The organism is Kitasatospora sp. NPDC053308, assembly GCF_055585785.1.
This window is the reverse complement of record NZ_JBVJJY010000002.1, coordinates 440,089-453,130: the sequence shown is the minus strand read 5'-3', so window position 1 is coordinate 453,130 and position 13,042 is coordinate 440,089. Positions and strand designations below refer to the sequence as shown.

General features: G+C 75.0%; 12 protein-coding genes. 7 read left to right on the top strand and 5 right to left on the bottom strand.

Translation table 11 applies throughout. The features are described from left to right. Positions 1 to 74: 74 nt before the first annotated feature. Entirely contained in the window at positions 75 to 641 is a 567-nt protein-coding gene (locus tag ACZ6Y7_RS07275) for a MarR family winged helix-turn-helix transcriptional regulator (RefSeq protein ID WP_465756844.1), read from the top strand. A 177-nt stretch (positions 642 to 818) separates the two neighbouring features. Here the strand turns inward: ACZ6Y7_RS07275 and ACZ6Y7_RS07270 are convergent, their stop codons facing one another. The 3 genes from ACZ6Y7_RS07270 to ACZ6Y7_RS07260 all read right to left on the bottom strand — a co-directional run bounded on the left by ACZ6Y7_RS07270 (position 819) and on the right by ACZ6Y7_RS07260 (position 4,519). Continuing rightward, the gene (locus tag ACZ6Y7_RS07270) at positions 819 to 2,042 is read right to left on the bottom strand and encodes a sensor histidine kinase (protein ID WP_465756843.1); all 1,224 of its coding nucleotides are present in this window, start codon (positions 2,040 to 2,042) and stop codon (positions 819 to 821) included. Between the two features lie 279 nt (positions 2,043 to 2,321). After that, positions 2,322 to 3,749: an FtsX-like permease family protein gene (locus tag ACZ6Y7_RS07265; RefSeq protein ID WP_465756842.1), complete on the bottom strand. Its 1,428-nt coding sequence runs from the start codon at positions 3,747 to 3,749 to the stop codon at positions 2,322 to 2,324. A gap of 5 nt (positions 3,750 to 3,754) precedes the next feature. After that, positions 3,755 to 4,519: an ABC transporter ATP-binding protein gene (locus ACZ6Y7_RS07260; RefSeq protein WP_465757011.1), complete on the bottom strand. Its 765-nt coding sequence runs from the start codon at positions 4,517 to 4,519 to the stop codon at positions 3,755 to 3,757. 301 nt (positions 4,520 to 4,820) lie between these two features. On the opposite strand from ACZ6Y7_RS07260, the gene ACZ6Y7_RS07255 reads away from it, so the two are divergent. The 3 genes from ACZ6Y7_RS07255 (at position 4,821) to ACZ6Y7_RS07245 (ending at position 7,652) form a co-directional block, all read left to right on the top strand. Beyond that, positions 4,821 to 5,384, top strand: a complete 564-nt coding sequence (locus ACZ6Y7_RS07255) for a hypothetical protein (protein WP_465756841.1) — start codon at positions 4,821 to 4,823, stop codon at positions 5,382 to 5,384. A gap of 565 nt (positions 5,385 to 5,949) precedes the next feature. Continuing rightward, positions 5,950 to 6,936, top strand: coding sequence for a ketopantoate reductase family protein (locus tag ACZ6Y7_RS07250; RefSeq protein WP_465756840.1), 987 nt, complete (start codon positions 5,950 to 5,952; stop codon positions 6,934 to 6,936). A gap of 149 nt (positions 6,937 to 7,085) precedes the next feature. Next, a complete protein-coding gene (locus tag ACZ6Y7_RS07245; RefSeq protein ID WP_465756839.1) occupies positions 7,086 to 7,652 on the top strand; it encodes a DUF6817 domain-containing protein in 567 nt (188 codons plus the stop codon). A gap of 236 nt (positions 7,653 to 7,888) precedes the next feature. Here the strand turns inward: ACZ6Y7_RS07245 and ACZ6Y7_RS07240 are convergent, their stop codons facing one another. Then, a complete protein-coding gene (locus ACZ6Y7_RS07240) occupies positions 7,889 to 8,572 on the bottom strand; it encodes a DUF1062 domain-containing protein (RefSeq protein WP_465756838.1) in 684 nt (227 codons plus the stop codon). 491 nt (positions 8,573 to 9,063) lie between these two features. On the opposite strand from ACZ6Y7_RS07240, the gene ACZ6Y7_RS07235 reads away from it, so the two are divergent. Further along, positions 9,064 to 9,723, top strand: coding sequence for a thiaminase II/PqqC family protein (locus ACZ6Y7_RS07235; RefSeq protein ID WP_465756837.1), 660 nt, complete (start codon positions 9,064 to 9,066; stop codon positions 9,721 to 9,723). Between the two features lie 58 nt (positions 9,724 to 9,781). On the opposite strand, the gene ACZ6Y7_RS07230 is transcribed toward ACZ6Y7_RS07235, so the two are convergent. Beyond that, the gene (locus ACZ6Y7_RS07230) at positions 9,782 to 10,306 is read right to left on the bottom strand and encodes a P-loop nucleotide/nucleoside kinase family protein (protein ID WP_465756836.1); all 525 of its coding nucleotides are present in this window, start codon (positions 10,304 to 10,306) and stop codon (positions 9,782 to 9,784) included. Positions 10,307 to 10,620: 314 nt separating this feature from the next. On the opposite strand from ACZ6Y7_RS07230, the gene ACZ6Y7_RS07225 reads away from it, so the two are divergent. Both ACZ6Y7_RS07225 and ACZ6Y7_RS07220 read left to right on the top strand, forming a co-directional pair. After that, the gene (locus ACZ6Y7_RS07225) at positions 10,621 to 12,360 is read left to right on the top strand and encodes a peptidoglycan-binding protein (protein ID WP_465756835.1); all 1,740 of its coding nucleotides are present in this window, start codon (positions 10,621 to 10,623) and stop codon (positions 12,358 to 12,360) included. A 19-nt stretch (positions 12,361 to 12,379) separates the two neighbouring features. After that, a complete protein-coding gene (locus ACZ6Y7_RS07220) occupies positions 12,380 to 12,895 on the top strand; it encodes a hypothetical protein (protein ID WP_465756834.1) in 516 nt (171 codons plus the stop codon). Positions 12,896 to 13,042: the final 147 nt, after the last annotated feature.

The window sequence follows — 13,042 nt, the reverse complement described above, 5'->3', positions numbered from 1 at the left end:
CTCCCCCTTGTCCCTTGATACGTTTAGGTCTAAACATTGCCCGAAACGGCATCGGACTGACAAGGGATCACACCGTGGACGATCTGGCCCCGGCTGGGGAACCACCGCCGCCCGCCCACTCCGCCACGGAGATCGCCGCAGCCTGGCAGCGGGAGCGACCGGGCACCCCGACCGGATCGATCGAGATCGTCACCCCCATCTGGTGGCTGGCCAAGCTCTTCACCGACGACCGCGGCCGGGCCCTGCGAGCAGCGGGGATCGACGCGGCCACCCTCGACCTGCTCTCCGTCATCCGTCGGTCCGGTCCGCCCTACCGCCTCAGCACCCGCGAGATCGCCCGCCGGACCCTGGTCACCGCCGGAGCGGTCTCCCAACGCATCGCGCGGGCCGAGCGGGACGGCCTCGTCGAGCGGACCGCCGGGACCACGGGCCGCCGGACCGTCCTGGTGCACCTCACGGCCGAGGGCCATGCGCTCATCGAGCGGTCCGTCGACACCGTGCTCAGCCGGGAAGCCGCGCTCGTCAGCGGGCTGTCGGACGAGGAACGCACCGCACTCGTCACGCTCCTGGGCACACTGATGGACGACGTCCGACGGCGCACCGCCCGCAGCGGAGACCGCGCGCCCGACGACCGGTCATGAGCGGGACACATGGCGTAGAAGAGGTCATGAGACCTCCTCATGCCCTGGGCCATGAGCTTCTCTCATGGGCTTCCCTCACGTGGGAAGCCCATGAGAGAAGCTCATGAGAGGAGCCCACGCTCATGAGAGACGCCCGTGAGCGCCTCTCATGGGCACGCCGCGGCGTTGCCTCGCCCGTCACAGCCTGTCGGGCAGCTCGGCGGTGACCAGGGTCGGGCCGCCCGGTGGGCTGTCCACCCGGAGCACGCCGTCCACCGCCGCGAGGCGGTCGGCCAGGCCGGCGAGTCCGGTGCCCGCGCCGACCGCGGCGCCGCCGCGCCCGTCGTCGCGGACGGTCAGCCGGACCCTCCCGTCGGCGGAGGTCGCGGTCAGCTCGGCCGAGCGCGCGTCGCTGTGCTTGGCCACGTTGGTGAGCAGTTCGGCCGCGCAGAAGTAGACGGCCTGCTCGATGACCTCCTCCGGGCGCTCCCGTAGGTCCACCCGGACGGTGACCGGCACCGGCGAGGTGGCGGTGAGCGAAGGCAGCGCCTCGGCCAGCCCGCCGTCCAGGGCCACCGGGTGGATGCCCCTGGTCAGTCGGCGCAGGCCGGCGATGGTGTCGTCGGTCTGCGCGCGGGCCCGGTCGACCAGCGTGCGCAGCCGCGCGAGGTCGGGCTCGGCCGGATCGGTGAGGGCGTCGTCGGCCAGCGAGAGGGTGATGGCGATCGCGACCAGCTGGGCCTGGGTACCGTCGTGCAGGTCGCGTTCCAGGCGCCGCAGCCGGCCGCTGTTCTCGGCCAGCAGGGTGGCCCGGGCGCTCTCCAGTTCGCGCACCCGCTGCTGCGAGCGCACCGGGCCGAGCAGGGTGCGGGCGAGTGCCCGGTTCGCCCGGCTCAGCGCCCGCAGCACGGCCGGGACGACGGCCAGCAGGGCGAGGCCGACCGGGATCGCGCCCACGTCCGCCCAGCCGAACGGCCGCGGACCCGGCTCCAGCAGCCGTACCCAGAGCGGGAACCCGACCAGCCAGAAGGCGCCGAGCGGCATCCCGATCACGGCCAGGAAGCCGACCACCCCCAGCGGTAGCCGCAGGACGAGGTAGAGCAGCACCCGCCAGGCCACCGGGTCGGTGAGTACCGACCGGCCCCGGGCGAACACGCCGGGCGGGCGCGGCAGCGCTGCCGGTTCGGGCACCGTCTCGTCGAGCAGCCTCCCCACCAGCCATCGGTGCAGCCGACCGATCCGCCGGGCCCCGAGCAGCGCGACCACCACGAAGGGCAGGCCCAGCACGGTGAGCGAGAGCAGCGCCCCGGCGTAGAGGACGGCGACGGCGTAGACACCGCCGAGCACCCCCAGCGGCAGTCCGAGGACGGCGAACGCCACCTCGGCCCCCCGCACCGCCAGGAACCGCCGCCGCTCGGCCATCGCCCACCTCACCGCTCACCCCGCCACACCGAAGGCCACCTCACCGCGCGCCCGTCTCACCGCACAGCCGTCTCGCCGTACACCCGTCTCACCGCACCCGCCGACCGGTTCCGGCATCCACCGCACCACGCCATCGCCGAGCGGCCCCAGCATCCACCAAGCGCCGCCGGAACACCGCATCCACCCGCGGTCCCGTGCCGCCTTCCCCGCACCGCCTCCCCCGCACCGCCTCCCCCGTACCGCCGTCCGGAGCGGTCACCCGTCCCCGCGCCCGTCACCTCACCCCCGGTCCGCGCCCACCGACCGCACCGCCGATCCGCCGCCGGCCCACAGCCCGGTACCGACGATCCCCGGCACGGTCAGGACCACCGCGCCCAGCACCACCCAGGCACACCCGGCGCCCGGCACCACCGGTACGACCGTCCCGCGCACCGCCCGGCTGAAGGCTCCCGTGGCCGCCGCCGCCACTACCGCTCCCAGCAGCACGCCCAGCGCCGTGGTCAGGACCGCCTCGACGGTGAGCATCCGCAGCAGCTGCCGGCGGGTCGCCCCGATCAGGCGCAGCAGTGCGAACTCACGGCGCCGGTCGGCGGTCAGCGCGACCAGGGTGTTGACGGTGGAGACCGCTGCGAAGCAGACCAGCAGACCGAGTTCCGCCTGGCGCAGCCAGATGTCGCTCGCCTTGGTGACGCTGGTCGCGGCGCCACTCGCCCGGGCGACGCGCTCGGCGGTGCTGGTCATGATCAACATCGTGCCGGAGAGCCCGACCAGCAGCGCCACCGGGACCACCGCCGAGGAGAGCCGGGCCGCGTAGCCGCGCAGATTGGCGTCGGCCAGCCAACCGGCGCGCGGAGCTAGCAGCCGGACCGGCGCGCCGAGCACGGCGGCCAGCGCCCGTGCCGCGACGGGCCCGAGCAGCGCGACCGCGATCAGCAGCACCAGCGAACCCAGCAGGGAGGCCTGCCCCGCCTTGTCCAGCTCACCGGCCGGCCTGGTCGCGGCCAGCCGCAGCAGCAGCCCGCCGCCCGCCAGGACGGCCAGCCCGGCCGACAGCCGCAGCACGCCCGTCGCTCGCGGCCCGCCCGTCCCCTCGGTCAGGGCGACGGCGGGCGCGGGCCGGGTGATCCGCCACGCCACGGCGGCGGTCGCCGCCAGACCGACCAGCAGCGCCCCCCCGAGCGCCACCAGGGCCGGCACCGGTGTCCCGGGTATCCGCAGACCGGGCGGGGCCATCCCGCGCTCCCGCAGGGCCGCGAGGAAGGCACGGGCGGCGACCTCGCCCACCGCGCACCCGGGCACCGCCGCCAGCAGGACCGTCGCCACGACCTGGGCGCGCACCACGCGCCGCACCTGACGGGGTGTCGCCGCGACGGTGCGCAGCAGGGCGAGGTCACGGTGCTGCTGACGCAGCGTGAAGCCGAGCGCGTTGACCACGACGAACAGCGCGACCAGCACGGCGATCTCCCCGAAGGCCGCGGCGATCACCATCACACCCGGCCCGGACACCGGCGCCTTCGCCACCGCCCGGGGAGCGGTGACCTGCGCGGCGACCAGCGAACCGAACAACGTCACCGCCGCCATCGCGAGGAGCAGCGCCGCCGCCAAGCCGGCGAAGGCCGCCGGCCGGCGCCGCATCTGCCCGACGGACATCGTCAGAACGGGGCTGCCCAGCACGCTCACCCCGTTCCTCCCACGCATCGTGCGCATCGCGCTCACCCGCCCAGCCGGCTCAGCCGTTCGCCGACCTGCGCGGCGGTCGGCCTGACCAACTCGTCCACCAGCAGCCCGTCCGCCAGCAGCAGCACCCGGTCCGCGTACCCGGCGGCCACCGGGTCGTGGGTGACCATCACACAGGTCTGACCGTCGGAGTCGACGCCCGCGCGCAGCAGGTCGAGGACGTCGTGCCCGGTCGCCCGGTCGAGGGCGCCGGTCGGCTCGTCGGCGAACAGCACCTCCGGCCGGGAGACCAGCGCCCTGGCGATCGCCACCCGCTGCTGCTGCCCGCCCGAGAGCTGCCCCGGCCGGTGCCGCTCGCGCCCGGCCAGCCCGACCCGGGCCAGCGCCTCCCGCACCTCGGCCCGCCCCGGCGGCCGCCCGGCCAGCCGGCCGGGCAGTGCGACGTTCTGCGCGACGGTCATCGCCGGCATCAGGTTGAAGGCCTGGAACACGAAGCCCATCCGGGTACGGCGCAGCTCCGCCAGCCGCCGCTCGGGCAGACCGGACACCACCGTGTCGCCCCAGCGCACGGTGCCCCGGCTCGGCCGGTCCATCCCGGCCAGGCAGTGCAGCAGGGTCGTCTTGCCCGAGCCCGAGGGCCCCATCACCGCCGTGAAGGTGCCCGGCGCGAAGGCCACGGACACGCCCTGCAGGGCCCGGACGGCCGCCCCGCCGCGTCCGTACTCCCGGTGCAGCCCGTCTCCGCTGAGGGCCGCGCCCCTCACCCCGTCATGCGCCGCCGGAGCCGCGGCCGTCGTCATCCCGTTCATGCCCACCATCGTGGGGCGCCCGGGGGCGGGAGATCGATCGGGCTGGCCCCCGAATCCGGGGTTCGGAAAACCGAACGCCGCAGGTGGTGCTGGGCCGGACAGGGCCGTGGCCCCCCGGCCTGGTCCGAGGCCGCCGGCACCGGCCCGGCCGAGGCCCTCACCCCGATCGGAGACGACCGCATGCGGCCGCAAGCCGACTGGCTATCATGCGAGTTGTGACCATCCACGGGAAGCCGGCAGCCGAGCAGTCGCACGCGTCCGGGGCCACGACGTCGACGACGCCGCAGACCGGGTGACCGTCGATCTGCTGCCCGGCCGCGGCGTCCGCCTGCCCGCGCCGCTGCCCGAACTCCGGTTCGGCCTCGGCGAAGCGGCGGTGCGCGGCCTGCTGGCCCCGCACGGGGAGCTGCTGCCCGGCGGCCTGCGGAGCACCTTCGTCTGCGGGTGCCGCTGGGCGCTGTCCTTCCCGCTCCCCGGCGTGACCGTCACGCTGTGCTCGGACGACCTGGACCGCCTGCGGAGCGTCACGGTCTGCCGCAACCCGAGCGACGACCGGCCCGCCTGCCCGGTCGGCTACCTCGGGATCGACCTGCTCGGCTGGCCGGCGCACGAACTCGTCGAGGCGCTGCGCGCCGAGGGCCTGCCGGTGCCCGATCCCGTCCGCGGAGCCCTCCACCACGACCCGCTCCACCTCTACCGCCTCCACGCCCCGCTCCGCCCCTCGACACCGCGCCGCCCTTCGGCACCGGGCCGGAAACCGCGCCGGGAGGGGCCGTTCAGCTTCGACGTCGTCTCCTTCCACGACGGCACCGCCCCCGGCACCGGGGACACCGACCCCGCCGGAGGCCCCGCATGACCCCCTCGCCGCCCGCCGGCACCGCGACCGCCACGGGACCGCGCCACACCGCCGCCATCCCTCGACAGCGGACCCGGCCGACCAGTCGGACCCGCCCGGACGCTCTCCCCGCCACCGTTCAACCGCCGCCGTGCATGGACGGGTTCACCTGCGGCGCGCCCGCTCGGGCGCCGCGACCCGGACGGCGCGCCCGCGACGCCGCGGCCCCGACGCCGCCTCGACACCGGTCGAGTGCCGGTGCGACCCGCCGCCGCTGCCGGGCGAGCCCGACCGCTGGACGGACGAACGGACCGCCGCGCGGCCGTGCCTGCGCGGCGAGGGCCTCGGCGGTCCCCCGTCCTCCCCGAGCGGCCGCGGGGGTACCCGCGCCGTGGCGGCTCCTGTTCGCCCTCGCGGACGCTCCGCAGGAGGACGACCCGCACGTCCTCGACCTCGGTCACGGCGAAGGCGTCGGGCTCCCCGGTCCGGACGCGCGGGCCGCCACCGGCCGCCTCGGCGGGCCGCGTGCCCGCGGGACGACTCGTGACCGCCGCGCCAACCCCTTCTCACACCATCGGGAGCCAGCATGACCACCACCCCCCTGACCGTCGCGATCCTCGGGCCGGGCGGCGTCGGCGGGCTGATCGGCGGACTGCTCGCCCGCGACGGCCACCGCGTCATCTGCCTGGCCGGCGAGGAGACCGCCGCCGCCATCAGCCGGGACGGACTGCACGTCCGTAGCGCGCAGTTCGGCGAGTTCAGCGCCCGCGTCGAGGCCACGACCGAGCTGCGCGAGCCGGTCGACGCCGTGTTCGTGACCGTCAAGGAGACCGCCCTCGCCGCGGCGCTCGACCGGCTGCCGCCGCACCTGCTCGGCCCCGCAGTCGTGGTTCCGCTGCTCAACGGCCTGGACCACATGGCGGTGCTGCGCGAACGCTACCCCGCCGCCCGGGTCGTGGCCGGCACCATCCGGGTCGAGGCCACCCGGACGGCTCCCGGGCGGATCGAGCACGACAGCCCGTTCGCCACGATCGAACTCGCCTCCCCCGCCCGCCCCTTGGAGCCCGCCGGAGGTGCGGAGCCCGTCGAGCCCACCGAACCGACAGGACTCACCGGGTCCACGGGATCCACCGGACCCGTCACCGCCGTCGAGGAGTTCGCCGAGCGGCTGCGGCACGCCGGCCTGAGCGTGACGCTGCGCGAGGACGAGACCGCGATGCTGTGGAGCAAGTTCTCCTTCCTCGCCCCGCTGGCCCTGCTCACCACCCGGCACGCGAGCGACGTCGGCACCGTGCGGACCGCGCACCGGCCCGAACTCCTCGCCACGCTGGACGAGATCACCGCCGTCGCGCGTGCGGTCGGCGCGCCCGGCGACGCGCGGGAGTTGATCGCGCTGGTCGACCGCGTCCCCGGGACGATGAAGTCTTCGATGCAGCGCGACGTGGAGGCCGGCCGCCCGACCGAGCTCGCCGCCATCGGCGGCGCCGTCCTGCGGGCGGCCGACGCCCACGGGGTCGCCGTCCCGACCCTCACCCGCCTGGTGGCCGAGCTGACGGAGTCCGCCGAGCGCTGACGGCGGCGGCCCGGTCGCCGCCGTCGGCGGTCGATCGCCACGGCCGGGCGGCCCGGTCGCGGCGGCCGGGCGGCCACTCCCGGGGCAGAAGCAGGCGGAAGCGGGCAGAAGCGGGCTGAAGCGTCCGGAAGGCGGGTAGGACCGCCGACGTGACGCCTTCCGACCACCACCGAAGCGTTCCCGCGCAGGACCGCATCGAGGACTTCCTCCGCGCCCAGGGAGCCGACCGCATCCCCCACCCGGGCGGCACTCTGCTCGCCCATCTCGTCCGGGTGGCGGGCCTGTTGGCCGACTGGGGCTGCGACCCGGCCGTCCGCACCGCCGGGCTCTGCCACGCCGCGTACGGCACCGACGGGTTCGACCACGCCCTGCTGGGGCTCGACCGGCGCGCGACCCTGGTCGAACTCGTCGGTCACCGCGCCGAAGCGCTCGTCCACCTCTACGCGAGCTGCGACCGGGCCGCCGTCTACCCGCGCCTGGGCGTGGCCGGACAGCCGCTGTTCCGCGACCGGTTCACCGGGCGGGAGCACACCCCGCCGGAGGACGACCTGCGCGCCTTCCTCGCCCTCACGGCCGCCAACGAGCTCGACGTCCTGGCGCACAACGCCGACCTGGCCGCCCGCCACGGCCCCGGCCTGCACCTGCTCCTCACCCGCACCCGCCACCTGCTGCCACCTGGCGCCCGACAGGCCTGCACCGAGCTGCTCGGGCCGTGACATCACCCGACCGCTCCCGGCACCGGCACCCGCCGGGCCGGGAGCACGCCACGGGCCCGCCCCGCCCCGCCGAGGGCCGAGGGCGGAGGCCCGGCACCGTGGTGGTGCCGGGCCGCACGTCAGAGCCGTCGCCACCCGCTACGACCGACGCGGCTGCGTCCGCCTCGGCACCGTCACCGCAGCCGCGGGCGTCATCCGGCTGGGCACCCGGTCGACCGGACGGGTCCCGGCCGCCGTCATGCGACGCGGGGCGCCCGGCCGGGCACGGGCGGCAGCCCGGTCCGGGCCGGGTCGGTGCGTTCGGCGCCCGGCGCGTCGAGGGACCGCACGCGCTCGGCCGCGACGGCGGAACCGGGCCCGTGGACGGTGAGCTCGAAGTCCTGGTGCGCCTTGGCGTCCGGCGCGAACGGCAGACGGATCCGTCCGTCCGCGACCAAACGGCGCACCTCGGCCCGGCTCAGGCCGAGACCGATCCGGAGCAGCCGCTCCACCCGGACCGGCGCGGGCAGCTCGAAGCGCACCCGCACCGAGAGCGGGGTCGGGTCGTCGAGCGCGTACAGCGGCATGCGGGTCTCCAGCTCCCACGTCCCGGTCCAGTCGAGCCGGTACCGGTTCCTCGCCGCGAGAGACGCGTCCATCACCAACTCGCGGACCACGGCCCGGTCGTTGGTCTCGTACGCCGCCAGCCGGGCCGGCTCCAGCGTCGAGACGTGGACGCGCTCGTGGACGGGCACCTTCGAGGTCCGGTCGCACGTCGCGCAGCTCAGCAGCAGCCAGACGTCGAGCAGCTTGCCGTTCGCGTTGGCGCGGATCTTTCCCGAGGCGCGGTGCCGCGTGCCGGGGCAGTCCGGGCAGGACCGGACGACAGCGGGCAGGGCGGACTGACGCACGGCCCACAGGGCCTTGCGGTCGGTATTCATGTGTGATGGGTACTTTCAGGACTCAGCAGGACGGCATGCCGAACTCACGCGGCCGCTCCCGCTCTCTGACGGATGCTCACGAGGGGCGCGACCCATCGCCCCGGGCCGGCTGTCAGGCTCCGAGGTCGATCGCGCGACAGGTACGTACGACGTGGCAGTCATCAAAAGTCCATGTGGGAGATCCTGATCGAGCCGGCGGCCCGCGGCAACCGAATTGATCCGCGCCACCGAGGGCACCCCGTGGACGATCGGCCGGACAGCACCCACGACGCCCGGCCGGCCCCCGTCTCCCAGCCCCCGGCCCCCGGCCCCCGTCCCCCGTCCCCCGTCGACGGGCCGCCCCGGAGAACGCTCCGCGCACGGCCCACCGCCCCCTCGGCAAGACCGTCCCGCGCCACCTCGCCGGGCCGCCCCACGGCCTGTCTCCCACACCCCGACCCCGTCGGCCGGTAGGAATGGGCACCGGACCGAACCGCACCCCGGAGGCACCGGTGAACCACCCGATCCTCGACCAGATCCGTCGTCTGCGCGCCGAGTCGGCACCCGGGGACACCGCCCCCGCCCTGGTCACCGCCTTCGCCGACGGCGCCGCCCCGCGCGCGGTCCTCGCCGAGTTCGCCGCCCAGCAGCACCGCATCATCCGCTCCGACCGGCGCAGCCTGCTGCTGCTCGCCACCCGCTGCGCGGACACCCCGGTCGGCGCCTGGTTCGCCACCCTGGCCGACGGGGAGAGCGCCGCCCTGCGCACCCTGCCCGCCCTCGCCGCGGCCTGCGGACTCGACCGGACCGATCCGGACGCACGCCCGCCGCTGCCCGGCTGCCAGGCCTACCCCGCCTACCTGGCCTGGCTCGCCCTGAACGCCCGCCCGGCCGCCGCAGCCCTCGCCCTGGTCACCAACTTCACGGCCTGGGGCCGCTACTGCGCCACCGTCGGGCAGGCGCTGCGGCGCCACTACGGCTTCTCCGACCGGGACTGCGCGTTCTTCGACTTCTTCGCCCAGCCCGCGACCGGGCTGGAGCAGCAGGCCGCCGACGCTCTCGGACCGGACGGCCTGGACGAGCCGACCCTGGCCGCCGCGCGCGAGTACGGACTGCTGCTCCAGTCCTACGAGCACCTGTTCTGGGACACCCTGGGCGTACTCGACGTCTGACCGCCGATCACCGGGGCCGGCCTGCCGATCCGCCCGTGCTTCCGGCGGGTGGAGGAGTTCAACTCCTGACGGCCTCCGCGATCCGCAGGGCGGCTTGTGCGGGTGTGAGGTGTGTGGTGTCGACCACCTCGGCCGCGCCGTGCAGCCACGTGCGGGCCGCCTCGGCGTAGGGCTCGACGTGCTGGAGGCGGAACCGGGAGTCGGGACCGACGACCGTGTCCCCCGCGATGCGCTCGCGGAGGGTCTCCTGGTCCGCGTGGAGGACGAAGTGCCGGACCGGAATCGCATGGTCGGCGAGACCTGCGCTGATCTCGCGCCAGTACTCCTCGACCAGGACGGTCATCGGCATCACCAGGGTGCCACCGGCGTAGTCGAGCACGCGGCGGGCCGTCTCGACCACGAGCGGCCGCCACGGCGCCCAGTGCTGGAAGTTGTCCGTCTCGGGCAGGCCGGGAGTGATGTCCATGAGCGTCTCACCGACCTTCTCGGCGTCCAACACCCGGGAATCCGGGAGCAGCTGCTGGACGAGTGCACTGGTCGTCGTCTTGCCGACGCCGTGGGTTCCGTTGAGCCATACGATCATGAGCCCCACGTTAGGGCGTGTCTCCGCGGAACGGGCGCAAGCCGCCTGCCCGGAGGTTGCCGGCCCGCGGGATGCGGACCGGCGTACGCCCTCGCTTCGGCGTGTCGTCGGCTGGATGTGCCAGGGGCACAGGCCTGCGGAACGGGGCCGCCACAGGCGGAGCGCATAACCCGCAGAACACTTGCAAATCAAGGGAGTTGATGTTCCGTCAGCTGTACCGTGGAGTGAGCATGACGCCGTGGCCGACGTCGCGCGCCCCGGGGGATGGGGACGGTCGGCCGTGGCTGCCATCGGCGCGAAGGGGGAGCATCCTGATGGCATACGCGAAGGGCTATGACGTTTCCGACTTCCAGTCGGGCATTCCGGGGGACGCGGAGTTCGTCTTCATCAAGGCCACCGAAGGCGGCCACACCGACCAGTCCGGGTACACCGACAAGCTCGCGGCCGCGCGGGGGCGCGGGCTGGTGGTCGGGCACTACCACTTCCTGCACGCCGAGAACCCGGTCGAGGGCGAGGTCGAGCACTTCTGCCGGGTCGTGGGGCAGGTGCCCGCGGGCGAGCTGCTGGTGCTGGACTTCGAACCGTACGGGCAGTCGGTCGGCGACGGGGACGCGACCGCGGCGAAGAACCGGTGGCTGGCGGCGGTCAAGCAGCGCTACCCGGACCACCTGGTCGGGCTCTACACCAACCGGGACTACTGGTTCCGGACGGACGACAACGCCGGTGACTTCCTGTGGATCGCGGACTACGTGTCCGCGGGTTCGCCGCGCATCCAGGCGTCCTGGCGCTTCCACCAGTACAGCGACGACCCGCTCGACGCGGACGTGTTCAACGGCTCGCCGGACGAGCTGCGGGCCTGGGCGGGCGCCGGCCGGGCCCCGGACCCCGGGCCGCCCGCGCCGGCCCCGCAGTCGCCCGACTGGCCGGGGCTGCAGCTGGTGAACCGGGACCAGTGGGGCGCGCGGCCCTGGCGCGAGCCCAACGGTTCGATCCCGTACGCCGGTCCGCGGGCCGGAGTGAAGGTGCACTACCTGGGCACGGCGTACACCTTCGACACCCACGACACCTGCCCGGCCTACGTGCGGCGCATCCAGGCCTCGCACATGGACGACGACGGCTGGTCGGACATCGGCTACAGCTTCGTGGTCTGCGAGCACGGCCACGTGTTCGAGGGCCGGGGACTGAACCGGCGCAACAGCGCCAACGGCGACGTCCCCCTCAACGAGGCGCACTACGCGGTGTGCGGGCTCGTCGGGTCCTCCGGCTCGACCGTGCCCACCCCGGAGCAGCTCAACGGTCTGCGGGACGCCATCGAGTACTGCGAGCAGCAGGGCCCGGCCGGCCCGGAGATCAAGGGCCACCGGGACGGCTACTCGACCGACTGCCCCGGCCCGGCGCTCTACGCCTGGGTGACGTCGGGTGCGCCCCGCCCCTCCGGCACGGTGGTCACCCCGCCCCAGCAGCCCGCGCCCCAGCCGGACCCGACCCCGGCACCGGACCCGATCCCGGCCCGGTACCAGGCGGAGATCGGCGGCCTGCCGTACGGCTACGGCGCGCACGGTCCGCAGGTCACCATCGTCGGCGAGGCGCTGGTCGCGGCGGGCTTCGGCGCGCACTACGCCCAGGGCCCGGGACCGGACTGGACCGACGCCGACACCCTCAACTACGCGGACTACCAGCGCAGTCTGGGGTACTCCGGCGGGGACGCGGACGGCGTGCCGGGCGAGTCCTCGCTGCGCCGGCTGCTCGGCGGGCCCGTCCCGCTGGCCGTCGTGTCGAAGTCGCGGGTGGTCGCGGCGGCCCGCCAGGACCCGGACGCGCCCCAGGGCGCCACCACGCACGCCGACGACGTGTACACGGTGGAGTGCGCCCTCGTCGCCGAGGGAATGCTCGAACGACGGTGGGCGGACGGCTCGTTCGGCACCCGCACCATCGACGCCTACTCCGAGCTGCAGCGCCGGTACGGGTACAGCGGGCAGCAGGCGGACGGCATACCCGGCATCGACTCGCTGACCCGGCTCGGCCAGGCGCACGGCTTCACCGTCGTCGGCTGACGTCGGCCGAGGAGGACAGATGTACCAACTCGCCCTGTCCCTGTGGCGCACATGCGTGCCCTACATCGTCGCGTTCCTCGTGGTGCAGGCCGCCCGGCTCGGCATCCACCTGGACAACGCCTCCGTCACCGCCGCCCTGGTCACCGGGTTCGGCACGGTCTACTACGCCGCGTTCCGGCTCCTGGAGCACCGGCTGGGCGCGGGCTGGGGCTGGTTCCTGGGGGCCGCCCGGCCGCCGTCCTACCAGCCGCCGACCCCGGCACCCGCGCCCGCACCGCCCGCACCGACGCCCGCGCCGGCCGCACCCACACCCACACCCACGCCGGCCGCACCGACGCCCGCGCCGACTCCGGCTCCCGCGCCCGCTCCGGCCGCACCCACACCCACACCCACGCCGGCCGCACCGACGCCCGCGCCGACTCCGGCTCCCGCGCCCGCTCCGGCCGCACCCGCACCCGACCCCGCACCGATGCCGACACCGACGGACCCCACACCGTCCCGGCCCGACTACCGGAACCTCCCCGAAGGCGGCTGACCGGCACCGGCACAGGGGGTTGCGGAATTCCATCCTCCGCAACCCCCGAAAAACTCGCAGTAATACAATTAGCCTTTCTCATTCAGGCCTTGACGAATTGTCACCTGAATCCGAGACTGAGCCTGCCACCAATGCATCCGGACCCCA

Excerpts from the sequence above, each read along its gene's own strand:
- ACZ6Y7_RS07270 (WP_465756843.1), bottom strand. The coding sequence starts at position 2,042 with ATGGCCGAGCGGCGGCGGTTCCTGGCGGTGCGGGGGGCCGAGGTGGCG.
- ACZ6Y7_RS07265 (WP_465756842.1), bottom strand. The coding sequence starts at position 3,749 with ATGCGCACGATGCGTGGGAGGAACGGGGTGAGCGTGCTGGGCAGCCCC.
- ACZ6Y7_RS07260 (WP_465757011.1), bottom strand. The coding sequence starts at position 4,519 with ATGACGACGGCCGCGGCTCCGGCGGCGCATGACGGGGTGAGGGGCGCG.
- ACZ6Y7_RS07250 (WP_465756840.1), top strand. The coding sequence starts at position 5,950 with ATGACCACCACCCCCCTGACCGTCGCGATCCTCGGGCCGGGCGGCGTC.
- ACZ6Y7_RS07240 (WP_465756838.1), bottom strand. The coding sequence starts at position 8,572 with ATGAATACCGACCGCAAGGCCCTGTGGGCCGTGCGTCAGTCCGCCCTG.
- ACZ6Y7_RS07230 (WP_465756836.1), bottom strand. The coding sequence starts at position 10,306 with ATGATCGTATGGCTCAACGGAACCCACGGCGTCGGCAAGACGACGACC.
- ACZ6Y7_RS07225 (WP_465756835.1), top strand. The coding sequence starts at position 10,621 with ATGGCATACGCGAAGGGCTATGACGTTTCCGACTTCCAGTCGGGCATT.
- ACZ6Y7_RS07220 (WP_465756834.1), top strand. The coding sequence starts at position 12,380 with ATGTACCAACTCGCCCTGTCCCTGTGGCGCACATGCGTGCCCTACATC.